21 protein-coding genes are annotated in these 24743 nt (G+C 70.6%); 11 read left to right on the forward strand and 10 right to left on the reverse strand.

The window, feature by feature from the left end; genetic code table 11:
* Window positions 1–25: 25 nt before the first annotated feature.
* Window positions 26–325: a DUF4235 domain-containing protein gene (locus AW272_RS13930; protein ID WP_066364392.1), complete on the forward strand. Its 300-nt coding sequence runs from the start codon at window positions 26–28 to the stop codon at window positions 323–325.
* Between the two features lie 46 nt (window positions 326–371).
* Here AW272_RS13930 and AW272_RS13935 read toward each other — a convergent pair whose 3' ends face one another.
* From AW272_RS13935 to AW272_RS13955, 5 genes are all read right to left on the reverse strand, one after another.
* Complete coding sequence (locus AW272_RS13935; protein WP_066364395.1) at window positions 372–1745, reverse strand: alpha,alpha-trehalose-phosphate synthase (UDP-forming); 1374 nt, start codon at window positions 1743–1745, stop codon at window positions 372–374.
* Between the two features lie 162 nt (window positions 1746–1907).
* Window positions 1908–2705: a hypothetical protein gene (locus tag AW272_RS13940; RefSeq protein ID WP_066364396.1), complete on the reverse strand. Its 798-nt coding sequence runs from the start codon at window positions 2703–2705 to the stop codon at window positions 1908–1910.
* Between the two features lie 19 nt (window positions 2706–2724).
* Window positions 2725–3024 (reverse strand): DUF4193 domain-containing protein, encoded by a 300-nt coding sequence (locus tag AW272_RS13945; protein ID WP_030454398.1) that lies wholly within the window; start codon window positions 3022–3024, stop codon window positions 2725–2727.
* A 234-nt stretch (window positions 3025–3258) separates the two neighbouring features.
* Window positions 3259–4554 carry a sensor histidine kinase gene (locus tag AW272_RS13950; RefSeq protein ID WP_066364732.1) on the reverse strand — a complete coding sequence of 432 codons (1296 nt, stop codon included), beginning with the start codon at window positions 4552–4554 and terminating at the stop codon, window positions 3259–3261.
* Between the two features lie 50 nt (window positions 4555–4604).
* Window positions 4605–5258, reverse strand: coding sequence for a response regulator transcription factor (locus AW272_RS13955; RefSeq protein ID WP_066364397.1), 654 nt, complete (start codon window positions 5256–5258; stop codon window positions 4605–4607).
* Between the two features lie 187 nt (window positions 5259–5445).
* On the opposite strand from AW272_RS13955, the gene AW272_RS43155 reads away from it, so the two are divergent.
* Complete coding sequence (locus AW272_RS43155; protein ID WP_169807545.1) at window positions 5446–5610, forward strand: hypothetical protein; 165 nt, start codon at window positions 5446–5448, stop codon at window positions 5608–5610.
* 78 nt (window positions 5611–5688) lie between these two features.
* Here AW272_RS43155 and AW272_RS13960 read toward each other — a convergent pair whose 3' ends face one another.
* Both AW272_RS13960 and AW272_RS13965 read right to left on the reverse strand, forming a co-directional pair.
* Window positions 5689–6498 (reverse strand): inositol monophosphatase family protein, encoded by an 810-nt coding sequence (locus AW272_RS13960; protein ID WP_066364398.1) that lies wholly within the window; start codon window positions 6496–6498, stop codon window positions 5689–5691.
* A 4-nt stretch (window positions 6499–6502) separates the two neighbouring features.
* The gene (locus AW272_RS13965) at window positions 6503–8446 is read right to left on the reverse strand and encodes a S9 family peptidase (RefSeq protein WP_066364400.1); all 1944 of its coding nucleotides are present in this window, start codon (window positions 8444–8446) and stop codon (window positions 6503–6505) included.
* A 30-nt stretch (window positions 8447–8476) separates the two neighbouring features.
* Here AW272_RS13965 and AW272_RS13970 point away from each other — a divergent pair, with 30 nt between their 5' ends.
* The gene (locus tag AW272_RS13970; protein WP_066364402.1) at window positions 8477–9466 is read left to right on the forward strand and encodes a ferrochelatase; all 990 of its coding nucleotides are present in this window, start codon (window positions 8477–8479) and stop codon (window positions 9464–9466) included.
* Here AW272_RS13970 and AW272_RS13975 read toward each other — a convergent pair.
* Window positions 9428–10573 (reverse strand): lytic transglycosylase domain-containing protein, encoded by a 1146-nt coding sequence (locus AW272_RS13975; protein ID WP_066364403.1) that lies wholly within the window; start codon window positions 10571–10573, stop codon window positions 9428–9430. The two genes, AW272_RS13970 and AW272_RS13975, sit on opposite strands and share 39 nt — an antisense overlap.
* 175 nt (window positions 10574–10748) lie before the next feature.
* On the opposite strand from AW272_RS13975, the gene AW272_RS13980 reads away from it, so the two are divergent.
* From AW272_RS13980 to sepH, 3 genes are all read left to right on the forward strand, one after another.
* A complete protein-coding gene (locus tag AW272_RS13980) occupies window positions 10749–11951 on the forward strand; it encodes an MFS transporter (protein WP_066364405.1) in 1203 nt (400 codons plus the stop codon).
* A complete protein-coding gene (locus AW272_RS13985; protein WP_066364406.1) occupies window positions 11948–13225 on the forward strand; it encodes a D-arabinono-1,4-lactone oxidase in 1278 nt (425 codons plus the stop codon). The genes AW272_RS13980 and AW272_RS13985 overlap by 4 nt, the downstream gene beginning before the upstream one ends.
* Before the next feature lie 257 nt (window positions 13226–13482).
* Window positions 13483–15126: a septation protein SepH gene (gene sepH / locus AW272_RS13990; protein ID WP_066364408.1), complete on the forward strand. Its 1644-nt coding sequence runs from the start codon at window positions 13483–13485 to the stop codon at window positions 15124–15126.
* Window positions 15127–15135: 9 nt separating this feature from the next.
* On the opposite strand, the gene AW272_RS13995 is transcribed toward sepH, so the two are convergent.
* Both AW272_RS13995 and AW272_RS14000 read right to left on the reverse strand, forming a co-directional pair.
* A complete protein-coding gene (locus AW272_RS13995; RefSeq protein ID WP_245657528.1) occupies window positions 15136–16596 on the reverse strand; it encodes a PH domain-containing protein in 1461 nt (486 codons plus the stop codon).
* Window positions 16593–17102, reverse strand: a complete 510-nt coding sequence (locus AW272_RS14000) for a PH domain-containing protein (protein ID WP_066364410.1) — start codon at window positions 17100–17102, stop codon at window positions 16593–16595. Before AW272_RS14000 ends, AW272_RS13995 begins: the two co-directional genes overlap by 4 nt.
* 238 nt (window positions 17103–17340) lie before the next feature.
* Between AW272_RS14000 and AW272_RS14005 the strand changes: the two genes are divergently transcribed.
* From AW272_RS14005 to AW272_RS14025, 5 genes are all read left to right on the forward strand, one after another.
* Window positions 17341–17898: a YbhB/YbcL family Raf kinase inhibitor-like protein gene (locus AW272_RS14005; protein ID WP_066364411.1), complete on the forward strand. Its 558-nt coding sequence runs from the start codon at window positions 17341–17343 to the stop codon at window positions 17896–17898.
* Window positions 17899–18083: 185 nt separating this feature from the next.
* The gene (locus AW272_RS14010) at window positions 18084–19586 is read left to right on the forward strand and encodes a hypothetical protein (RefSeq protein ID WP_066364414.1); all 1503 of its coding nucleotides are present in this window, start codon (window positions 18084–18086) and stop codon (window positions 19584–19586) included.
* Window positions 19587–19636: 50 nt separating this feature from the next.
* The gene (locus tag AW272_RS14015; protein ID WP_066364416.1) at window positions 19637–21811 is read left to right on the forward strand and encodes a SulP family inorganic anion transporter; all 2175 of its coding nucleotides are present in this window, start codon (window positions 19637–19639) and stop codon (window positions 21809–21811) included.
* A 73-nt stretch (window positions 21812–21884) separates the two neighbouring features.
* Window positions 21885–22886, forward strand: coding sequence for an NAD-dependent epimerase/dehydratase family protein (locus tag AW272_RS14020; RefSeq protein ID WP_066364418.1), 1002 nt, complete (start codon window positions 21885–21887; stop codon window positions 22884–22886).
* A gap of 103 nt (window positions 22887–22989) precedes the next feature.
* Complete coding sequence (locus tag AW272_RS14025; RefSeq protein WP_083958284.1) at window positions 22990–24738, forward strand: hypothetical protein; 1749 nt, start codon at window positions 22990–22992, stop codon at window positions 24736–24738.
* The last annotated feature ends 5 nt before the right edge of the window (window positions 24739–24743 follow it).

The raw sequence follows: 24743 nt of genomic DNA on the forward strand, positions 1-24743 counted from the left end.
ATAAGGCTGTTACCGAGGAGGGATCATGGCGGGTAAGGAAGAGAAACCGGACATGCAGTGGCGCATCGTCGGCGGCCTGGTAGGGCTGGCGGTCGGCTTCGCCGCGAAGAAGGTGCTGGGCTTCGCCTGGGAGAAGGCCACCGGCAAGAAACCCCCGGCCAGCGTCGACTCCCCGGACGTGAGCCTCGGTGAGGCGCTCGCCTACGCGGTCGTGATGGGCCTGGGCATGGAGGTCACCCGCATCATCGCCACCCGTGCGGCGGCCAAGCGCTGGAAGAACTGGAAGGACATGGCTCAGGACGTGACCGACGAGCTCAAAGACTGATCTTCTTCGAAAAAGAGAGGCGGCCTTCCCCGGAGGGCCGCCTTTCTCATGCCTCCAGGTCGGTGAGGAAGTCGCTGGCCCAGCGGTCGACGTCGTGGGTGGCGACGCGGCGGCGCAGGGAGCGCATCCGGCGGCCGAGTTCGTGGGGCGGTTCGTGCATGGCGGTCATCATGGCCCGCTTCATGCCGTCGATGTCGTAGGGGTTGACCAGGTAGGCGTGCTTGAGCTCGTCGGCGGCGCCGGCGAACTCGCTCAGCACCAGGGCGCCGCGCAGGTCGTGGCGGCAGGCGACGTACTCCTTGGCGACCAGGTTCATGCCGTCGCGCAGCGGCGTCACGACCATGACGTCGGCGGCGCAGTAGAGGGCGGCCAGCTCGTCTCTGTTGTACGACTGGTGCATGTAGTTGATCGGCGACCAGCCGAACAGGCCGTATTCGCCGTTCATGCGCCCGACCTGGAGCTCGATGTCGTTGCGCAGCCGGATGTACTCCTCGACCCGTTCCCGGGTGGGCGTGGCGATCTGCACGAACACCGCCTCGCCCGGCTCGATCCGGCCCTCGGCGAGCAGCTCGCCGTAGGCCTTCAGCCGCTGGCCGATGCCCTTGGTGTAGTCGAGCCGGTCGACGCCCAGCAGCACGTGCTCGGGGTTGCCGAGCTCGGCCCGGATCTCCTTGGCCCGCGTCATGATGTGCGGCTCGCGCACCAGCTGGTCGAGGGAGCCGAAGTCGACCGAGATGGGATAGGCCTCGGCGCGGACGATCCGGTCGTCGAGCTGGATCTCGTTGCGGCTGGCCGGGAGGTTGAGCACCCGCCGGGCGAGCCGGACGAAGTTGGAGGCCCCACCGGGACGCTGGAACCCGACGAGGTCGGCCCCGAGCAGCCCTTCGAGGATCTCCTTGCGCCAGGGAAGCTGCCAGAAAAGTTCGGCGGGAGGGAAGGGGATGTGCAAGAAGAACCCGATCTTCAGGTCGGGCCGCAGCTTACGGAGCATCGCCGGTACCAGCTGGAGCTGGTAGTCCTGGATCCACACGACCGCCCCGGGAGCGGCGGCGTCGGCCGCGGCCCGCGCGAACCGGTCGTTGACCGCCTTGTACGCGTCCCACAGGAGCCGCGAGTAGACAGGGGTCGCCACGACGTCGTGATAGAGGGGCCACAGCGTGGCGTTGGAGAAACCCTCGTAGTAGAACTCGACCTCAAGCTGCGACAGCGGTACGGGGATGAGGTGCATCCCGTCGTGGTCGAACGGCTTGAGTTCTTCGCCGGCCGCGCCGTGCCAGCCGAGCCATGCCCCGTCTCTCGCCTGCATCACAGGAGCGATGGCGGTGACGAGGCCGCCAGGACTGCGGCGCCATTGTTTTTCGCCCACACGGTCGACAGGCAACCGGTTCGCGACGATCAGGAACGAGCTGGTGCCACGCATGAGCCCTCCAGTTATCGCCTTACGGATAACCATACGTAAGGTCTCTGGAACCGCCCATACCCCCATCGACGTGCACAATTCATAACACGGAGTGTGAGAATGATCTCCCGCAGGTCGTGACCTGTTACGCAATGGTTTAGACCAGATGGTAACGGTTTGGTATCAGCGTGGTGGAGGTGGGGGAAGACCCCGCTGACGACGAAGATCAGTGCGCACCGCCGTGGCGAGACGTCTGGTGGCCATACGGTTGAGCGCCCCGCCGGCGACCGCGCCGGTGAGGAAGGGGCCCAGGGTGGTGAGGTGCCGGCCGAGGGTGCGCATCAGCCGGTTACGCAGCGAGGTCTTGGCCGCCGCCCCGAGGGCGAGCGTGACCGACGCGGGCTTCAGGGGGTCGACCCCTCGCTGCTTGGACCAGGCGATGGCGAACTGCGTGGCCCGGGTGGGCCCCGTTCCCTGCACCTGCACGCCGTAGACCTCGTGCAGCTCGCCCAGGAGTTTGACCTCGATGGCGGCCACGACGACGGTCTCGGCGACGAGCTGGGCCGGCGCGGAGAGAAGGAGAGGGGGCGCGGCGAACTCCGCCGCGGCCAGTGCGCCGCCCACGGCGCCGACGGCCATCGTGGCCTTCGCCGCGGTGCGGACGAGATCGTCGGCGAGCTGTTCGCCGGTCAGGCCGTAGTGGTGCTCCTGCAGCGTCGCCAGGTCGCGGATCGGGAGCCGCGTGGCGACGTTCATGAAGAGGTCGGCCAGCCAGCGGCCACGGCCGACCCCGCTCGCGCCCGCCTTCCTGGCGGACGTGGCCAGCGCCCCGCTGAGGCGGCCGAGCAGCCTGCGCCGCTCGGCGCCGTCAGTTTCCCCCGGTACGTCCTGGCTGACGAGCTTGCCGATGATCTCGGCGACTTCGTTGTCGCTGTCCCGATCTTTACTCTGATCTCTGGTCTGATCCGCTTCTGAAGCCATCAACGGACCCTTCCCGGAATCAGGCTGCGCACTCGCGGCAGACCTGCTGTCCGTTCTTCTCGGAGGCCAGCTGACTGCGGTGATGCACCAGGAAGCACCGCGAACAGGTGAACTCGTCGGCCTGCCGAGGAATCACTCGGAGCGAGAGTTCCTCGTTCGACAGGTCGGCCCCCGGCAGCTCGAGCGACTCGGCCAGATCGGTCTCGTCGATGTCGATGCTGCCCGACGACTTGTCGCTGCGCCGCGCCTGGAGTTCCTGAAGGCTGTCTTCACTCAGGTCGTCGTCAGTCTTGCGCGGGCTGTCGTAGTCGGTAGCCATGTGCGTACTCCATCCCCCTCATCTGTATCTCTGACGCTTCGGGAGGTAGGTGGCCTATACCGGGCAATCGGTACCCCGGATGAATAGACGCTGAACCTCCCGACTCGCGAGGGTGTTCCCCACCTCGGCTCCGGTTAGCCAAATATGGCGAAACCACAGCATTGGCGGGATGACCCACCGCGTTCGACGGCACATCCAACCACATTGCGCGAGTGGATGTGCAGCAGGGCACGATCACCGCGCCGAGGGACTCGCCGCGGGCGCCGAACCCGGCAGTCGCACCGTCACCACGAGGCCGCCGCCGTCACGCGGAACCGCCGTGACCGTCCCCCCGTGAGCACGCACGATGGCGCGCACGATGGACAGTCCGAGCCCTGCCCCCTTGGCCGACTCGATCCGATCGGCGTGCAGCCGCCGGAAAGGCTCGAAGAGCGCGTCGACCTCATAGGCCGGAACAAGAATGCCGGTGTTGGCGACCTGAACAACGGTGGCCCCGTCCACGATTCCCGATCGCACCCAGACTTTTCCGCCGGACTCGTTGTTGTACTTGATCGCGTTCTCGACGAGATTGCTGACACACCGCTCCAGCAGCACCGGATCACCGGTGGCCTGAGCCGGGTGAAGGTCGTATTCGACGTCGATATCCTGCTCGGCCGCGAAAGGCGCGAGCTGGTCGACGGCGGTCTTCACGACGTCCTGGACGTCGACGGCCTTGCGCACCGACAGCTCGCGTTCGCTACGGGCGAGCAGCAGGAGTCCCTCGATGAGGCGTTCGTGCCGGGCGTTGGTGCCGAGCAGGGTGCGGCCCAGCACCTTGAGGTCCTCGGAGGCCTCGGGGTCGGACAGCGCGACCTCCAGGACGGTCCGGTTGATCGCCAGCGGCGTTCTCAGCTCGTGGGAGGCGTTGCCGACGAATCTCCGCTGCGTGTCGAAGGCGCTGTTGAGCCGGGTCAGCATGGCGTCGAAGGTGTCGGCCAGCTCCTTCAGCTCGTCGTCGGGGCCCTGGAGGTCGATGCGCTCGTGGGCCAGCGAGGTCTCCGAGAGCCTGCGGGCGGTGGCGGTCATCTGCATGACCGGCTTCAGCGCCCGGTCGGCCACGATGTAGCCGAGGATCAGCGCGAGGATGCCCACCCCGAGCAGGGCCATCAGCGACCGCTGGAGGACGTAGGCCTGGGCCGCCTCGATGGTCGCGCTGCGCTGGCCGATCCAGTAGTCGTCCCACATCTGGGAGAGCTCCGCCGGCACGTCGCCGCCCAGCGGCACCGGCGTCCAGGCGTCCTTGATGGCCCAGCCCACCAGCGAGTACATGACGAAGACCAGCAGCGCCCCGGCCGCGAAGAACATGGCGCCGTAGGTGATGGTGAGACGCCAGCGGATGCTGAGACGACCGGCCAGATCCTGGACCTGCTCGGCGACCGTCATCCGGACCGGGTGAGGGTCGGTCGGCGGCGGGCCGTCCCAGGCGGGCGGACCGCTCGGCGGCGGCGGCTGCTGGCTCTTGTAGGGGCCCGTGCCCACCGCCGACGTCATCCGGACACCCGGTTTCGGGTGCTCAGCGGTCACCTCTTCTTTGCGTTCGGTCACAGCTTGTACCCCACTCCAGGTACTGTCTCGATCACCTGGGGCTCGCCCAGCTTCTTACGCAGCGTCATCATCGTCACTCTGACCACGTTGGTGAACGGGTCGATGTTCTCGTCCCACGCCTTGTCGAGCAGGTCCTCCTGGCTGACCACGGCGCCCTCGGCGCGCAGCAGCTCCTCCAGGACGGCGAACTCCTTCTTGGTCAGCGTGATCTCGTTGTCGTCCCGCGTGACCAGGCGTTTCCCGGGGTCGAGCCGGATGCCCGAACGTTCCAGGATGGGCGGCAGCGACGACGCCGACCGGCGCCCGAGGGCCCGCACCCGCGCCACCAATTCCATGAACACGAAAGGCTTGGCGAGGTAGTCGTCGGCGCCCAGCTCCAGGCCCTCGACCTTGTCGTCGACGTCACCGCTGGCGGTCAGCATGATGATCCGCGAGGCGGTGCGGGCCGCCACCAGACGCCGGGCCACCTCGTCGCCGTGGACCTTCGGCAGGTCGCGGTCGAGCACGATCACGTCGTAGTCGATGTAGCCCGTCTTCTCCAGGGCGGCGGCGCCGTCGTAGGCGACGTCCACGGCCATCGCCTCCCGGCGCAATCCAGTCGCGATCGCGTCGGCGAGCACTCGCTCGTCCTCCACCACAAGCACCCGCATCGGGCTCCTCCTTCATCAGGTGGCTTCATTCTCGCGTCAGTGACCGTAAGTGCACGGTAAGGCGCATCCCGGGATGGAGAAATTTCCATGTTTAGGCGTTTAAGCAGGGTGGGTAGAGGTGGTCATACCCCCGAGCCCGCGCGTCCGCTTCCGCGTCGGCTCGATAGACCCTAGGAAAGAAGGTGAGATGGGCGAGTTCACGAGCACGATCGAAACCCGGCTCGACCAGGCCTACAAGGGACTCCAGGAGGCCACGGCCACCGGCGACGATTTCCTCGCCGACACCCTCACCGCCGAGATCGAAGATCTTCGGAGGCTGGCCGACGACCACGGCATCCCTCTTCAGCGCTGACTGACCCAGGCTGAGAAATCCGAGCAGCAGCGAGCCCCCGCCGACCAACAGGTCGGCGGGGGCTCGCGCTTCGTCGTCCTAGAGATCCCTCTCGGGGTTCTGGGAGAGCAGCAGGTCGTGGAGCTGGTTGAACAGCTCCGGCGCGGCGGCCAGACCCATTTCGATGTTGTACGACGTCCCGCGCAACCCCCCGACCCTCGCGCCGGCCTCCTCGGCGATCAGCCCGCCGGCTGCGTGGTCCCAGTAGTTGGTCCCGCGCTCGTAGTAGGCGTCCACCCGCCCGGCCGCCACCGAGCACAGGTCGACCGCGCACGAGCCACCCCGGCGGATGTCCCGCACCCGGGGCAGCACCTCGGCCAGCACCTGGGCCTGGACGGCCCGGCGCCCCGCGGCGTACCCGAAGCCGGTCGCAACGAGCGCCCGGTCGAGCGCGACCCCGGTCGTGCAGGTGATCGGCCGGTCGTTCAGGAACGCCCCGCCGCCCCGGACGGCGGTGAAGACCTCCCCCATGGGCGGCACGTTGACCACACCGGCCACGATCCGCCCGTCGACCTCGACCCCGATCGACACCGACCAGGCGGGCAGGCCGTAGAGGAAGTTGACCGTCCCGTCGATGGGGTCGACGACCCAGCGCGCCTCGCCCGCACCGGGGGTGTCGCCGCCCTCCTCGCCGAGGATCGCGTCCTCGGGCCGGTTCTCCGTGATCCGGGCCCGGATCAGATCCTCGGCGGCGCGGTCGAGGGCGGTCACGACGTCGGTGGGGCTGGACTTGGTCTCCACCACTTCGGGGCGGGACGACAGCGCGGCTCGTTCGGCGAGGAGCAGGTCGCCCGCCTCGATCGCGATGCTCCGGGCGAGATCGAGGAGTTTGTCCGGGTTCAGCGGCATGTGATCAGGCTACCGAGCCGGGCCGTCTCCATTCCTCGCCCAGGACGTGAACAGCCAGGAACGCCAGGACCGTCTCGTACCAGGCGATCGAGTTGCCGGGTTTGAGCACCCAGTGGTTCTCGTCGGGGAAGTACAGGAACTTGGCCTCGGCGCCGGTGCGCTGGAGGTCCCACCACAGGCGCAGGGCCTCCCCGATGGGGACGCGGTAGTCCTTGTCGCCGTGGATGACCAGCATCGGGGTGGTGATCTGGTCGAGCGAGTGGTGCGGCGACAGGCGCAGGTAGCGGTCGGAGCCGGGAGGGCCGAACTCGCGCTGCCAGAAGGAGGAGACGTCGGTCGTACCGGCGAACTGGTCGAGGTTCCACAGCGAGGCGTGGGTGACGATCGCCTTGAAGCGGTCGGTGTGGCCGGCCACCCAGTTGGCCATGTAGCCGCCGAACGAGCCGCCCATGGCGGCGGTGCGGGTCTCGTCGACCTCGGGGAGCTTGCACGCGGCGTCGGTGATCGCCATCAGGTCGCCGTGGGTGACCGGGCCCCACTCGCCCCAGCCCCGGTCGATCATCGCCTGGCCGTAGCCGGTCGACATCGCCGGGTCGGGCAGCAGGACGGCGTAGCCCTTCGCGGCCATGATCCACGGGTTCCAGCGCCACGACCAGTCGTTCCAGCTGTTCACCGGGCCGCCGTGGATCCACAGCAGCAGCGGGGCCGGCCGCTCGGAGACGGGCAGCACGAGCCAGGCGCGGATCTCGGTGCCGTCGTCGGCGACGGCGAAGACCTCGGTGAGGGTGCCGGGCACGTCGAGGACGGGGGTCGGGGCGGGGAGGGTGACGTAAGCGCCGTAGGCGTCGCCGGCGTCGCGGGTGATCTTCGCCGGCAGGTGGGGGCTGTCGATCGCGCCGCGCAGAGCGTAGATGGTCCCGTCGGGGGCGACGTTCAGCTCGGCGTAGGCGCCGTCGTCGAGGGTGATCCGGCTCCACTCGCCGCCGAGGGACACGTGGAAGATCGGGCGGCGGCCCCCATGGTCGGCGGAGACGTACAGGGAGGTCGAGTCGGGAGCCCAGGCGATGGAGGCGGCGCCCTCCCCGAGCGGGTGCTGCTCGCCTGTCTTGAGGTCGACGAGCCAGAGCTCGACGCGGCCCGAGACCGTCTCCGAGGTGATGCGCTCGCGGTGGCAGACGACGTGGCCGCCGTCGGGCGAGATCACGACCGGGCCCTCGAAGTCGAAGCCGTCGTCCGAGGCCAGGATCCGGCGCTCGCCGGCGGTGAGAGCGACCAGGCGGTTGCGGTGTTCGCCGTCGGCGACGTTCTCCCGCCACGTGGTGATCACGGTCGCACCGTCGGGGGTGACGTCGAAGGCGGCCCGGTGGAGGGCGTCGCCCACGTCGGGGGTTAGCTCGCCGTGCTCCACGGAGAAGAACCGGGGGTGGGCCGGGCCGATGTCGTGGTCCCAGAAGCGGACCGGGTAGCCCTCGTGGAGGATCGCGGTGATCCCGGCCTCTTCGCGTTCCTTGCGGCGGTCCTTCTCGGTGTCCTGGTCGCCGGGGAGCACGTCGGAGACGTACACGATCGAGGAACCGCCGGTCTTCACGCCGGCGATGCCACCGGGGCGGGTGGCCAGGCGGCGGGGCTCGCCGGACTTCGGCAGCAGCCACAGGGCCGGTTTGTCGTTGTCGTCCTTCTCGGTGGGGTCGGGGCGGGCGGAGACGAAGAGCAGGTCGCCGCCTGCGGTGAAGACCGCGCCGCCCTCCCCCTTCGCCGACCGGGTCAGCCGGGTCGCCTCGCCGCCGGGCTCGAGAGGGATGTCGTAGAGCGCGGTGCCGTAGGACTTCTTGTCGGGGTTCAGGGACTGCGTGACAGCGACGAGCCGGGAGCCGTCGGGGGCCAGGCGCAGCGAGGCCGTCCGGGGGACGGCGACGTAGTCACGCACATCCTGGAAGATCGAGCTCATTCGTCGAACCTACCCCCCTAAGCTGGGCACATGGGGAACTACGACGCGGTGGTCGTGCTGTCGTTCGGCGGGCCTGAACGGCCGGAAGACGTGCTCCCGTTCCTGGAGAACGTGGTGCGCGGGCGGGGGGTGCCGCGCGAGCGGCTGCTGGAGGTGGAGGCCCACTACCAGGCGATGGGCGGGGCCAGCCCGATCAACGACCAGAACCGGGCGCTGGTCGCCGAGCTGCGCGAGGTCCTCGACCTGCCGGTCTACTGGGGCAACCGCAACTGGCACCCCTTCCTGGAGGAGACCGTCGCCCAGATGAAGGCCGACGGCATCCGGCGGGCGGCGGCGTTCGCGACGGCGGCCACGGCGTCCTATTCGAGCTGCCGGCAATACCGTGAGGACATCTCCCGGGCCGCCGCGGCGGTGCCCGGCGGGCCCGAGCTGATCAAGATGCGCCACTTCTACGACCATCCGGGGTTCGTCGCGGCCATGGTCGACCGCACCCGCGCGGCCCTCGACGAGGTGGGCCACGACGCCCGGCTGGTCTTCACGGCCCACTCGATCCCGGTGTCGATGGCGTCGTCGGCCGGGCCCCGGGGCAACGGCTACGAGCGCCAGCTGCGGGAGTCCTCCGCGCTGGTCGCCGACGAGGTCGGGGCGGCCGAGTTCGACCTGGTGTGGCAGAGCCGCAGCGGCCCGCCGCAGATCCCGTGGCTGGAGCCCGACGTCTGCGACCACCTGGAGACCCTCCACGCGAAGGGCGTCGAGTCGGTCGTGCTGGTGCCGATCGGGTTCGTCTCCGACCACATGGAGGTCCTCTACGACCTCGACGTGGAGGCGCGGACGCTCACCGACGAGCTGGGCATGCGGATGGCCCGCGCGGGCACGGCGGGCACCCACCCGAGGTTCGTCGAGATGATCCGCGACCTGGTGAACGAGCCCGAGCCGACCTCCTGCCCGGTGGCCTGCTGCCCGGCTCCGGTCAGGCCGATGTCAGGGGTACGCCCGGGCGTAGGCCCCGGCGAGTCCTAGCACCTTGTCGACGTAGTCCCACGAGTGGTTGTAGGCCCACACGGCCTTCCTGAGCGCCTCGCCGCCCCCGGCGGCGCCGGTGGCGCACAGGTAGTTGGCCGCGCCGGGCACGGCGTCGTAGGCGCTCCAGATGTCGGCGGTCCCGTCGCCGTCGCCGTCGACGCCGTAGGACCGCCAGGTGGCCGGCATGAACTGCATCGGGCCGAGCGCCCCGGCCGACGACGGGCCGTTGTTGCGGCCGTGGCTGCTCTCGACCTGGCCGATCGCGGCGAGGACCGTCCATGACAATCCGGGGCAGACGGCGGCCGAGCGCTGGTAGAGCTCCAGGTAGCTCTCTGGACGGCCGACCAGGGTCTGCTTGTTAGGGGCGGCGTTCCGTTCGGCGGGCTGCTCCTTCACCACCCCGATCGGGACGACGCTGGAGCCCGTCCCCATCAGCTTGCGCACCCGCGGCCCGCTGACGTCCTCGCCGTGCACGAGCACGACCACGCCGTCGGAGAAGCCGAGCCGCTCGCCGAGGTCCTTGGAGATCAGGCCGTCGATGTTCGGGAAGCCGAGCGCGGCCGAGGCGGCGATGCGCAGGCGGGGGCCGTTGTCGACCTGGTACTCCTCCCCCAGCACCATGCCGAGCCGCTTCATGACGGCCGGGTCGGCGACCACCTCGCCGCGCGCGATCGCGCTCCACACCTCAGGGTGCTCGGCGACCGGCTTCGGCGTCCACGACCGGAACTGGGCCGGTTCGACCGCGAGCAGCTGCAGCGGATGGCCCGACAGTTTCACCCCGCCGCCCGCGACGAGGGCGACCTTCTGGACGTGTTTCACCTTGGCGATGCGCAGCACCGTCTCCTGCGGCACCGGCCGCGGCGCGATGCCGAGCAGCTGCGGCGGGGTCGTCTGGATGCCCGGCCCGCCGATGGAGGGCGGCGCGGTGGGGATGACCTGACCGGGGACGAGGTTCGGCACGTTCTCGCTGGACACCGGCCTGCCGTTGTCCGCGCCGAGGAGGAACACACCGCCGGTGGTGACCGTCACCACGATGGTCGCGGCGAGCCCGGCCACCACCGCGAGAAGCGGCGTGAACCGGGGATGACGGAGAGCCCTGTTCACGTTGATACCTTATCGACCGGAAACTCACTTGCCATCAAGGCTGGCCGTGAGACAAGGTCGGAAGAGTTTCAAGGGGATCAGCAGTAGTCGTCCGCGTGCCATCACACCGAGTCCCCCATGGCCGCAGCCGTAACGGTTCGCCCGGACGCGTTTGTTCGGGTTGAGGTCTGCTCTCATGCGTACGTATCGGGGTCTGTTCCGCACGCCAGGTGCGAAGGGCTTCGTCCTCTCAGGGTTCGTCGGGCGCATCCCCATGTCCATGCTGGGCATCGGGATCACGCTGCTCGTCCAGCACGTCACCGGATCCATCGCGACGGCCGGCGCGGTCACGGCCGTCTTCGCTCTCTCCACCGCCGTCGGGGCGCCCGTCATGGGGCGGCTGAGCGACCGCTTCGGCCAGGCGAAGGTCGCGGTGCCCGCCGTGCTCGCCCACGGGAGCGCGCTGGTGGCGCTGATGCTGCTGGCCGGCGCCGGGGCGCCGATCTGGACGCTGTTCGCCGCCGCCGTCCTCGCGGGCATGGCGGCGGTGCAGCTCGGGTCGATGGTGCGGGCCCGGTGGTCCCATCTGCTCGACGACCCGGCGAAGCTGCACACCGCGTTCTCGTTCGAGTCGGTCGCCGACGAGCTCATCTTCGTCTCCGGTCCTGCCTTCACCGCTGTGGTGGCCACGTCGCTGAACGTGTACGCCGGGCTCATCGTCGCCGTCGTCCTGGCGGTGTCCGGCACGACCGCCTTCGCGCTGTTCAAGGCCAGTCAGCCGCCGATCGTCCGGGTGCGCGAGCACCGGGGCTCCCCGATCGCGATCCCGGGCGTGGCGCTGCTGTCGGTCGTGCTGCTCGGCATGGGCGCCGTGTTCGGCACGGTCGACATCGTCACGGTGGCCTTCGCCCAGGAGCACGGCAACAACGGCGTGGCCGGGCTGCTGCTCGCCTCGTTCAGCGCCGGGTCGATGGTCTCGGGTCTCTGGTACGGCTCACGCGCCTGGAAGCTCACCCTGCGCAGCAGGTTCGTGCGCGGCCTCGGCGTGTTCGCCGTCGGCCTGACCCCGATCGTGCTGATCGGCGAGCTGGCCCCGATGGCGGTCGCGCTGTTCTTCGCCGGTCTGGCCATCTCGCCCACCCTGATCACCAGCTTCTCGCTGATCGAGCGGATGGTCCCGGCCCCGCAGCTCAACGAGGGCATGTCGTGGCTGTCGACGTCGATCGGGTTCGGCGTGGCGATCGGCGCCTGGGCCGGCGGGCACCTGGCGGAGACGTTCGGCGCCTCCAACGCGTACGGTTTCGCGTACGGGTGCGCCCTGCTGGCGGCCGTGGTCGGTCTGGTCGGTTCGAGCGCGCTGCGGACGCCGGTGGTTTCTGAGTATCGTTCACATTCATGACGTTCACGAACTGGGCGGGCAACCAGTCGATCACCCCGGCTGAGACGCGTACGCCGAGTTCACCCGCCGAGGTCGCCGAGGCCGTGCGTGACGCCCGGCGGCAGGGCCTGAAGGTCCGCATGATCGGCACGGGCCACTCCTTCACCGGGGTGGCCCTCACCGACGGGATCCTGCTGCGGCCCGAGAGCCTGACCGGGATCCTGTCGTTCGGCGACGGCACCGTCACCGTGGCCGCCGGCACGCCGATCCACGTGCTGAACGTCGAACTCGACCGGCGCGGGCTGGCCCTGGCCAACATGGGCGACATCACCGCCCAGACCGTGGCGGGGGCGATCCAGACCGGCACCCACGGCAGCGGCCGCTCGATCGGCGGGCTGGCCGACCAGGTGACCGAGCTCGAACTCGTGCTCGCCGACGGCTCGCTGGTCACCGTCTCCGAGGGCGACCTGTTCGACGCGGCCCGGGTCGGGCTGGGGGCGCTGGGCGTGCTGACGGCGGTGACGTTCCGGGTGGAGCCCGCGTTCCTGCTGCACAGCCGCCGGGAGCCGATGACGTTCGGGGCGATCCTGGACGCGCTCGACACGTTCACCCTGGAGAACGAGCACCTCGACTTCTTCTGGTTCCCGCACACCGACCGGTGCCTGGTGAAACGCAACAACCGGGCGACGGGCGGGCAGCACACGCCCGGCCGGTTCCGGACCTGGGTCGACGAGGTCGTCGTGGAGAACCGGCTGTTCGAGGTCACCAACCGCATGGGCGCGCGGTTCCCCGCGGTCATCCCGCCGATCAACCGGCTCTCCGGGCTGGTGCTCGGGGCGTCGGAGAGCGCGGACACCGCGTACAAGGTCTTCACCAGCGTGCGCGACGTGAAGTTCCTGGAGATGGAGTACGGCATTCCGCGCCGCCATCTGGCGCGGGCCCTCCGTGAGGTGCGCGACCTGATGGACCGGTCGCCGTGGCGGATCACGTTCCCGGTGGAGGTGCGGGTCACGCCGCCCTCGACGGCCTGGCTGTCGACCGCCCACGACCGGGACACCGCGTACATCGCCTGCCACGTCTACCACCGGACCCCGAACCCCGCCTACTTCGCGGCGGTCGAGGAGATCATGGCCGGGCTGGGCGGACGCCCCCACTGGGGCAAGTTGCACAACCAGGACTACGAATATCTTTCGCGGGTATATCCCCGTTTCTCCGACTTTGTGTCCCTACGCAACCGGCTCGATCCGGACCGTCTCTTCGGCAACGCCTACCTGGACCGTGTCCTGGGCGGCTAGTTCTCTGTCGAGTTGACCCAAGTTCACCTCCATCGGGTACGTCAACCGGGAGAATCCGACGAGGACCCCGAACCGCTTGCTGAACCAGCCTGTCTATAGCAGGGTGAACGCGACAAATGTGACCGGCGTCATGTCGCCTCCGCAGCCCCTGGAGAAGGCGATGTTCGGACATGCCGGGTACGGTGCTTGGAAGGCAACCGGCTCACGCGAGAGACTCAAGGGTCCGGGGGAAGATTCAGCACGACGAAGGGACTCGCATGCAGGAGCTCCGTCTCGTCGCGGTGAGTGAGGACGGCACTTACCTCGTCCTGGCCACGGCCGGGAGGGGTACCCGCTTCACGCTGCCCGTCGACGACCGGCTCCGCGCTGCCGTCCGCGGCAACTTCTCCCGTCTCGGTCAATTTGAGATCGAAGTGGAGAGCCCGTTGCGCCCCAAGGAGATCCAGGCCCGCATCCGTGCCGGTGAGACCGCCGAGGAGATCGCCGCCACGGCGGGCATCCCGGTCGAGCGAGTTCGCTGGTTCGAGGGGCCGGTGCTCCAGGAACGCGAATACATCGCCCAGCAGGCCCAGCGAGTCGCCGTCCGCCTCCCCGGCGAGACGGCCGCCCGGCCCACGCTCGGCGAACTGGTCGCCGAACGTCTCACCCGGCGCGGCGTCCCCGTCGACGAGATCGACTGGGACTCCTGCAAGCGCGACGACAACCTGTGGCGCATCAAGCTCGGTTACGTCTGGAACGGCCACACCCGCCACGCCGAGTGGCTCTTCGACCCCCGCCGCCGCCACGTCTCCCCCTACGACGACGAGGCGATGCGCCTGTCGGCCGACGACTACGTCGACCCCCAGGCCGAAGACACGACGGTGCGCCCGTTCGTGCCCCGAATAGCGGGCAAACTCGCTCCGGTTCCGCCGCCCGACTACGACTACGACATGGCCGAGCCCTCGCCGTTAAGGGTCGCCCCCAACGGCAACCTGCCCGACCACTTCTCGCCGCGCTTCACCCCCGAGCCTCCCTCTCTCCCGGCCGCCTTCCACGAGCCTCCCGACGTCCGGCCGGCCCACGTCGAGCCGCCCCGCGCTCCCGCGCCCCAGAACTACGCGACGCCTGAGCCGCCGGTCAGCGCACCGCCGCCCCAGGAACCGCGATACGCGCCCGAGCCGCAGGTCGCCGCGCCCACGTCTCAGTCAACCCACTATTACGTCACGCCGGAACCGCAGGTCACCGCACCCGCGCCCCAGCAGCCGCAGCAGGAGGCGGCCGAGAAGCCGGAACCGCAGGCCGTCGCGCCCGTCGTGCCGGAGACCCGGCCCGAGCCGGCCCCCGAACCGGAGGCGGCCGACGTCTCCGCGTCGGCCGAGTCGCCGGAGCCGCCGGTCGACGCACCTGTCGCGGAGTCGCGTCCGGTCACGCCCGAAACGCAGGCCGACCCGGCAGTGCAGGAGGCCCGTCCGGCCGCATCCGAGCCGAAGGCCGCCGAGCCCGCGGCCGAGCCGGTCGCGCCGGAGCCCGAGGCCGCCCCGGCGGCGGAAGACCGTCCCGCCGCCCCGGTCGTGGACCGTGCCGTTGAAGAGGCGGCGCCCTTCGTCGCGCCCGAGGCACCGACCGTGGTTCCGCAGCAGGCCGCACCGGCGGCTTCGCCCGAGCCGGTCGCCGAGGAGTCCGAGGAATCGCCCACGCCGGCGGTCATGCCGAAGACGGTCAAGCCCCGGACCGGGCCGCCGCAGGCCAAGCCGCCCGCGCAGCGGCCCGCGCCGAAAGAGGACAAGTCGGCCGAGCCGGTGCCCGCGGGCGCCGCGCCCGCTCCGGCGCCCAAGCCCGCTCCGCGCCGCAAGTCGCGGGCGCGACGGGCGTCCGTCCCGTCGTGGGACGAGATCATGTTCGGGGCGCCCAAGCAGGACTAGCGCCTCGGGCTAACGCTTGAGGAAGGGCGCCATCCAGTCGGGGGTGACCTCGGCGGCGAACGCGGCCGCCTGGGTCTCTCCGGCGTCGATCGCCTTGTAGCCGCCGCTGCCCGCGCCGACTCCGGCGATCACGGTCACCAGTCCGGCGCGGCGCTGGAACCACGTCTGCCGGATGGTCCAGCCGACCACGGCCCGGCGTTCGACGACCGCCTGGGCCCGGCGCAGTGAGCCCGATCGGACCGACAGCCGGGTGCCGTCGTAGGTGTGGCCGAGCGACCGGTATCGGTCGAGGCCGAGCGCGATTCCGGCCACGGCCAGGACGGTGGCGATGACACCGATGATGGTGTGGCCCAGGACGTACAAAACCAGGGCCGAAACCGCCCACGGCGCGATGGCCCGGAACAGGCGGCGACGGCGGGCGGCGGGCGGATGGGGGCGCAGCGCCTCGCTGAACGGGCCGACGGCCTCGGCGGCGATGTCGTCGACGGCGGCGCGGGGGGCCACCGGCAGGAGCTGGCCGCGGGTCTCGGAGTCGCCGAGACCGGTCACCACGGCCCACAGACGGGCCACCCCGGCCTGGCGCTCCAACGGGCTCTCGGCGATCTCGTAGCCGCGGATGCGGCGGCGTTCGAGGGAGACCACGCGCCGGTTGACGAGGCCGCGCTCGGCGACCAGGTGGTCGCCCCGGCCGAACAGCACGAAGTTCCAGTTGAAGACGGCGTACATGGCCGCGCCGAGGAAGGGCATCAGCACGACCAGCGCGACCGCGCCACCGATGAGCAGCAGCGGGTGGCCCCAGAGCCACGAGCCGACCGCCACCGCGTCGTCTTCGTCGAGCCCGAGCTCGCCGCCCCACTGGAACGCCAGGCCGACCACACCGGCGACCAGGGCGAACGGGGTGAACAGGAAGGCGCCGGACAGCGGGCCGTAGCGCAGCCACGCCTTCGGAGCCCGCAGGAACACGTGGTCGTGCGGGGCGGCGACGGGCTGCTCCCGCTCTTCCTGGGTGGCGACGCCGTGGCGGGCCAGCAGCACCGCGCGCAGCCGCTCGGCCTCCTCGACGGTGATGCCGTCGAGCTCGCCCTCCTGCTTGTCGCCGCCGGCGCCGGTGTCGAGCTTCAGCACGGCCAGGCCGAGCAGCCGGTGGAGGAACGGGGTGGTGACGTCGACCCCCCGGATCCGCTCCAGCGGGATGACGCGGGTGGAGCGGCCGATGAAGGCGCGGGAGAGTTCCAGCCGGCCGCCGGTGATGGTGTAGGAGAAGGTGGCCCAGCGCACCACGGCGTACAGGACCGATCCGGCGACGCCGAACGCGGCCCAGATGAAGGAGCGCGGCGAGAACCCCCCGGCGACCAGCACACCCGCGAGCGGGATGAGCAGCGAGGGCAGCACCCGGATCGGGTCGATCAGCAGCAGTCGCGGACTGAGCCGGACGGCCTCGGGCACCGGCTCCTGGAAGGAGACGCTCACGTGGCGTCGTCCCGGAGTTCCTGGGCCCGGCGCGACAGCTCTTCGGCCAGCCGAGCGGCCACCTCGTAGTCGAGCCCCTTGATGGTGGACGACCCCGCGTAGGACGCCGTGCGGATCTCCACCGTCGCCAGCCCGAAGAAGCGCTCCAGCCAGCCCTGCGCCTTGTCCACGGTCTGGATGCGGGACACCGGCACGAACACCCACTCGCGCGACAGCCAGCCCGACCGGGCGTAGACGACGTCGGCGGCCAGTTCCCAGCGGTGCACCGCGAACCGGACGACCGGCTCGGCGAGCACGAACGGCACCGTCACCAGGCCGAGCACCAGCCCGGCCACCCAGGTGCGGTCGAGCAGCCACTGGGGCAGGAACTCCCAGCCCGTCATCCACATGGACAGCAGCACCAGGCCGCCCACCAGCAGGACCGTCACGATGACGGCCTCCGCGAACCACAACGACCTGGCCCTCGGCGACACCTGGTTGGCGGGGTCACGCAACGCGTCACGCATCTGGCATCACGAGTCCACCCTAAATCGTCGGGATGTGCCATTGGTCACCACCCAACCCGGGCTTGAAGATTTCTACCGGCGAGTACCCGTTCCCCACCCGAACCATAGGAATCCCAGGTCACACGGGTTCGGGTGGTGGGGCCGGTCGAACGAACCCGGCGTTTGTGGAGTTTCTTCTCGCGATGGATCATCGCGATCCGGTCGGCGCACCAGCGGGATCCGCGTAGCATCATCGGGCATGGGGTCGCTGACGAAGTCCGTTCGCACGCGCCGAGCCGCTCTCATACCGGCGGCAGTCGCGGCGCTGACGGCATCGGCCTCGGGCTGCGGGATCGTGGGCGGCGGTTCGCCCGCCAACCTCGACGTGATCAGTGTGTCGAGCCCGCAGTTCCGTGACGGCGACCCACTGCCGTCTGGCTACTCGTGCAAGGGAGACCTGGGCAATCCGCCCCTCCGCTGGTCGGGTACGTCGGGCGCCAAGTCGGTGGCCCTCGTGGTCGACGACAACGCCGACGGCGAGAAAGCGATGGTGCACTGGGTGGTCTTCAACATCGAGCCCGACACCACCGAACTCGCGGAGAACAGCACCCCCCGGGGTGCACGGCAGGGGCAGACTACTGATGGAAAAGTCGGATATGTGCCCCCATGCCGACCCGAAGACAGCTACCGTTTCACCGTCTACGCCCTGAGCAAGAAGCTGGACCTCCCGCAGGGCGCTCCCCTCTCGGAGAGTCTGGCCACCATCGCGTCGCACACCATCGCCCGAGGTCGCCTCACGGCGGCTGACATCGAGTGACATGCTGATGACCGGAAGTAGTAGTGGTGTACCAATCTTCGCCTAGGGTGTGACAACGGTCATTGCGGTCGAGGAGAATCGGATCCTGAATTGCTGAGCGCAGGTGATCACAGGGGGCAGGTCGCGTCGATGGCCGCGCGATCTCACCGGCGCCGCTGGAAGGCCATGGCCTTGAGGGTGGTGCTATGACCGCGGTCATTTTGGGCCTTGTCGCCGTTGTCCTGTTGGTGCTGATAGTGGTGGCGCTGGGCATGCGGTCGATGAACCGGAGAGAGAGCGCGCTCTCCTCCGAGCGCATCAAGGCGATGGCCGAGGGCGCCGCGAAGAAGAAGGGCAGCCGGCCGGCCGAGGAGACGTTCTTCGAGAGTTTTCCCGAGGGTTTCGACGCATTCGAAGAGCCGTCGAAGAAGCCGCCGGTCAAACCGGCCGCCAAACCGGCTGGGCCGCCCCGTCCGGGCAGCCGCCAGGGCGCCAAGCCCCAGCAGCGCGGCGGCAAGCAGCCCGCGGGCGCCGGTGTCGGTGCCCCCCGGGGCAAGCGCGGCGTCGACGAGTGGGGTTCCAACGACGACTACGACGACGACTACTGGTCGCGCGTACGCGCCGACGACGGTGCGTTCGGCGGCACCATCAGGCAGCGCATGGCCACCCCCCGTCCGGTCGAGCCCGAAGCCGCTCCCTCCCCCGCCCCATCGGGCGCCGTCGACCCGAACGCCGCGACCGTCCAGGGTTTCCTCCCTCAGCGTCCGGCCGCCGCGCAGCCGCCCGTCCAGGCCGCTCCCGTTCCCGGCGTCGTGACCCCGATCGCGGCCACGCTCACCCCGGGTGTGGTCACCCCGATCACCGGCCCCCTCAACACGGGCACGCCGTCCAACGGCTTCTTCTCGCCCGATACCGGCCGGGTCGACGGACTGCGCGCCACCCCTTCCTCACAGCTGGCCGAGCAGAAGACAGTCACCTTCTCCGCCCCGACCCCCGATCTGAACAGCCCCGCGACCGGCCCGTTCACCCCGCCGGGCGCCTCGACCGACCCCTTCTCCGCGGGTCCGTCGACCGGCATGTTCGAGAGTCGGCCGGGCGCCTACGACCCGCCGGCGACGGGATCGTTCCCCAATCGTCCGGGCTACGACACCGGCTACGGCAGCGGTTCCTTCCCCGCTCCGCCGCAGCCCGAGCCGATCCCGCCGGCCTATCCCGAGCCTTCGGGCTGGGCCGTCCAGCCCGCCCCGAACTACCCGCAGCCGCCGGCCGCGACCCCCCCGGCGTGGGGCGGCGGCGGCGACGTGTTCGACGAGCCCCAGGCTCCCCGTCAGGGCAGCGCCTCGACCTGGGCGGCCAGCGACGCCGCGGGCTACCAGATGCCCGCGCCGCCGCCCACCTACAACGACTTCTCGACCGGCGCCTACCAGACCGGCAACCTGCCGGCGGTTCCGCCACCCGGGTCCTACGAGGTCAGCGCCGGCTGGGCGACCATCGACGACTCCGACTCGGTGACCGGCTACGGCTACGACCAGCAGGGTTACCCCGCCGAAGCCGCCCCGCCCGCCCCGCCCGCCCCGCCGCAGAACACCGGCGGCAGCTGGCCCTCCTACGACGAGCTCTATCCCGAGCAGACCACCCGCAGCGGTGGCGGCCGGCGCGGCACCCACCGCGGCAACCCGGAGACCGACCAACCCGACTATTACCGCTGATTCCCCCGTCCGTGTAGGCCCCCTGGCTGACCTTGGCATAAGGTCGCCGCATGACCGGGGGTAACAGTTCGACTACGCAGCGCTTCCTTGACGTGCTGCGACATGACGTTCCGGCCTCGCTCGTGGTGTTCCTGGTGGCGGTTCCGCTGTCGCTGGGCATCGCGGTCGCGTCCGGGGCGCCGATCGCGGCCGGGCTGGTGGCGGCGATCGTCGGCGGCATCGTGGCGGGCGCGCTGGGCGGTTCCGTCGTCCAGGTGAGCGGCCCGGCGGCCGGACTGTCGCTGGTGGTGGCCGATCTCGTCCAGGTGTACGGCTGGCGGGCCACCTGCGCCATCACACTCGCGGCCGGGCTCCTGCAGATCGTTCTCGGCGCGTTCCGGGTGGCCAGGGCCGCCCTGGGGGTCTCCCCCGCCGTCATCCACGGCATGCTGGCCGGGGTCGGCGTCGTCATCGCGCTCTCGCAGCTCCACATCGTGCTGGGCGGCAGCCCGCAGCGCTCCGCGCTCGACAACCTGCTCGAGGTCCCGGCCCAGGTGGCCGGCCTCCACGGCGACGCGGTGAGGGTGGGCCTGGTGACGATCGGCGTGCTGCTGGTCTGGAACCACATCCCCAAGGTCCGGTTCGTGCCCGCGCCGCTGGCCGCCCTCGCGATCGCCACGCTGACGGCGACGCTGGCGGGCTGGCAGTTCACCAAGGTCGACCTCTCCGGCGGGCTGGGCCAGCTCGCCGGGCCGATCCTGCCCGCCGGCGACTGGCACGCGATCGCCGCCTCGATCCTGCTGGTGGCCGTGCTCGCCGGGGTCGAGTCGCTGCTGACCTGCGTGGCCGCCGACCGCATGCACGACGGGCCGCGCGCCGACCTCGACCGGGAGCTGTGCGCGCAGGGCGTCGCCAACGTCGTCTCCGGCGGCCTCGGCGGCCTGCCGGTGTCGGGCGTGGTGGTCCGCACCACCACCAACGTCCGCGCGGGCGCGCGGACGCGGTGGTCGACGGTGCTCCACGGCGTGTGGGTGCTGGTCGCCACGGTCGCCTTCGCCTCGGCGCTCGGGCTGATCCCGATGGAGGCGCTGGCCGCGCTGCTGCTGTTCATCGGCGTGAAGATGGTCAACCTGGGCACCGCGCGCGGGCTGCGCGGCCACGGCGAGATGCCGATCTACTTCCTGACCATGGGCGCGGTCGTGCTGATCGGGCTGGCCGAGGGCATCGTCATCGGGCTGGGCCTGGCGGCGCTGCTGTCGCTGCGGCGGCTGACCTGGGTGTCGGTCGAGGTCACCCCCGGCGGCGGGCGCTGGCGGGTCGTGGTGACCGGGTCGCTCATCTTCATCGGAGTGCCCCGGCTGACCGAGTCGCTGCGCACGATCCCACGCGGCGCCAACGTCGACCTGCTGCTCAACGTCGACTTCATGGACAACGCGGCGTTCGAGGCGCTGCACAACTGGCGGCTGGAACACGAGCGGGCGGGCGGCACCGTCGACATCGACGAGCTCCACGACAACTGGTACATGGCCGCCGCCAGCGGGACCCGGGTGTACCCGGCCAAGACTCCGCCCAAGCTCGACTGGACCTGGCTGCCGTGGTCCTACCGGCGGCTTCCGGCGACGGAGGCCGACCTGCTGGAGGGGACCCGCGAATACCAGCGCCGCACGGCGCCGCTGATCCGGCCGCTGCTGACCATGATGGCGCGCCAGCAGTCGCCGTCCCATCTGTTCATCACCTGCGCCGACTCGCGGGTGATGCCGTCGGTCATCACCGCGAGCGGGCCCGGCGACCTCTTCATGGTCCGCAACGTCGGCAACCTCGTGCCGCGGTTCGAGTCGGTGCCGGCCGACGACTCGGTGGCGGCGGCGATCGAATACGCCGTCGGCGTGCTCGGCGTCTCCACCATCACGGTGTGCGGGCACTCGGGGTGCGGCGCCATGGCGGCGCTGCTCGGCGAGACGCCGACGGGCCTGACGGCGGTGGGCAACTGGCTGCGCCACGGCCACCACACGGTCGAGCGGTTCGAGGCCGCCCCGCCCCTCTCCGACGATCCGCCGCTCGACCACCTGTGCCGGATCAACGTGATCCAGCAGCTGGAGAACCTGCGCAGCCATCCGATGGTCGACCGCTTGGAACGTGCCGGGAAGCTGGAGCTGTCCGGGCTCTACTTCGACATCGCGACCGCCCGCGTCCACGTGCTCGACGAAGAGGGGTTCACCCCCGTGCCGGAGCTCCGCACCCTCTGAATTCGCACAGGGTGAAATCGGCCCGTCGTGAAACCCCGCGAACCATTGGTTATCGGGCGCCCAAGATGGGGTCATGAGAATTCTGGTGATCGGCGGCTCGGTCTTCCTCGGCCGGGCCCACGTCGAGGAGGCCCTCGCGCGGGGCCACGAGGTGACCTTGTTCAACCGGGGCGTGAGCCGCGCCGACCGGACCGACGTCGAGGTCGTGCACGGCGACCGCGAGAACCACGACGACCTGGTGCGGCTCGCCGAGGGCCGCACATGGGACGCGATCATCGACGTGTGCGGCTACACGCCGGCCTCGGTGCTCGACGGGGTGCGGGTGCTGAGCGGGCACGCCGCCCACTACACGTTCATCTCCAGCATCAGCGCCTACAAGGGCTTCCCGAGTGAGATCGGGGTCAACGAGGAGTCCGAGCAGTTCCTGGGCGACCCCGAGGCGACCGAAGGCGACTACGGCACCGCCAAGTCGGGGTGTGAGCTGGCCGTCACCCGCCACTTCGACGGGGCGACCCTCATCGTCCAGCCGGGCCTGATCCTCGGCCCGCACGAGAACGTCGGGCGGCTGCCCTGGTGGCTGACCCGCATCGAGCGCGGCGGCCGGGTGGTGGCGCCAGGGAACCCCGACCGCGAGATGCAGCTCATCGACGCCCGCGACATCGCCGCGTTCACGATCGCGCAGGTCGAGAAGGGCGCCACCGGCAAGTTCATGACCGGCGGCGTCCCGGCCAACACCACATATGGCCAGTGGCTGCGCGACTGCATCGAGGTGACCGGCTCGGACGCGGAGCTGGTCTGGGTCGACGACGCCTTCCTGCACGAGCACGACGTGCAGATGTGGACCGAGTTCCCGCTCTGGGCCGACGACAGCATGCCCGGCACCTGGCTGACCGACTCGTCGAAGGCGCGGGAGGCCGGGCTGACGTGCCGACCGGTCAGCGAGACCGTGCGGGACACGTGGGAGTGGCTGCGGCACATCCCGGTGGAGGAACGGGTGTTCGGGGCGCGGTTCCAGCACGGGATCGATCCGGACAAGGAGGCAGCGATCCTGGCCGACTGGGACAAGCGGGCCTGACGACTTTCCCGGCATCCCCACCGAGATGGGAACGGTGCCCCTAGGATTCACGAGCCGCGTTCAGACGGCTACGGCGCGTGACGACTCGGGGAGAAGCGTTTCCATGGCAAGGTCCATCAAGGGGAATTCCGCCCTTGCCCGGCCCTACCGCGACCTCGTGTGGCTCGCCTATCTGACGCTGCCGGCCGACAGTGGCGAGCGGCGGGTGCTGCTCGCCCACCGGCTCGCCGCGAAAGCGCTCCTGCGCCGTCCGGGCGACCCCGCCCAGGCACGTCTCGACGTGCTGAAACGGGTGCTGAAGCGGCGTCCCTACCCGCTCATCGGGTTCGGGCGCCGCCTTGAGGTGGTGCCCGCCGTCGTCCGCAGCGACGAACGCGCCTTCACCGCCGCGCTGGAGGAACTCCCGCCCGCCGCCCGCGCCGGTTACGCGCTCACCCGGATCGAGGGCCTCGACGCGGGTGAGGCCCGCCGTCTCCTGGCGGCCGCCGGGGTGGCCGAGCCGACGATCGCGCTGGCGATGATCGAGGCGCTCGACGACGAACACGGCCGCTTCGCCGAGCACCGCCCGGCCGCCGACCCGACGCTGGCCCGCATCTACGGCCGGGGCCCCTCCAAGGTCCTGATCGCGCTGGCCGCCGTCACCGGCCTGCTCGCCGTCTCCGCCGTCCCCCACCTGCTGGGTCTGTACGACGTCAGCGCCGCCACCGCCGAACCCGCGTTACCCGAGGTCGGCCGGGTCTCCCCCGGCACCTGGCGGACCACCACCACCCTCGACCTGCGCACCTGGGAACCCCGGGGCGACCTGGCCAACGACGACGGCCTGGTCACCCGGGCGGTCCGGGCCTGGCAGGGCGAGGTGACCCCGCAACCGGTGTCGGGCGCGCTGCCCAACCCGCCGGCGGCGCCCCAGCTCCTGTTCGCCGGGCGGCTCGACGGCACCACGGTCGTACTGCTCCGCGACTCCGGCCGGGTCGCGCGCTATGCCGAGACCGGCCGGTCGCGGTCGCTGGAGGTGTTCCCCGAGCCCCGGCTGAAGGCCGACGGGTCGAGCCCGCTGAAGCTGTCGGGGGGCCGTTATCTGCTGCCGCCGTGGGTGACCGAGGTGTCGGCGGCCAACCTGAGCCGGTTGGGCGCCAAGTGGCGGCCGATCGTGGTGACCGGCGGCGTGACCGATCCGGTGCCGCAGGTCATGGCCGGTCCGTGCTGGCGCGGCCCGGTGCTGCGGCTGCGCGCGCCCTCGGTGGCGCACGGAATGCCGTACACGATGCTTGATCTGGGACGCCTCGCGCTCGCGAACGTGACCCACCAGGCGCCGCCGCCCGCCGAGGTCAACCGGCTCGGGCCCGAGGAGATCGACGTGTCGCCGGGCGGGTTCAGCGCGTGGGCCCATCTGTCGTGCGCGCTGCCGTTCCCCCCGGCCGAGGCCGAGGCGGCCTCGGCCTGGGAGTTCTGGTCCGGCGAACTGCCGGAGGCGGCGCGGGCGCGGTGGATGTGCGCCCGGTTCGCCAACGCCGACGGCACGAGTTCCGTGCGCGGCGTCCTCGCCGTCGCCACCCCCGGCCAGACCGTGACCATCCCGACCGGCAGCCTGGCCGGCACGTGGGACTGCAGCCGGTTGAAGCGCCACCTGGTGTCGGCGACGTGGTGGCAGGCGCCGTCCGGGCAGTGGTACTACCTGGTCGGGGGGAGCCGCGACGTCCCCCGGATCACGGTGACCGGTCCTACGGTGAAGGACGTCCTGGCCGGACGCGGACTGGTCGCCGCGCTCGGGCCGAAGGGCGGCACCCAGCCGGTCGGCGAGGTCACCGTGGACGTGGGGGCGACGACCGTCCTGCGCGAGACGAGCCCCTGACATGT

It is taken from the genome of Herbidospora mongoliensis, assembly GCF_001570545.1.
Taxonomy (GTDB): domain Bacteria; phylum Actinomycetota; class Actinomycetes; order Streptosporangiales; family Streptosporangiaceae; genus Herbidospora; species Herbidospora mongoliensis.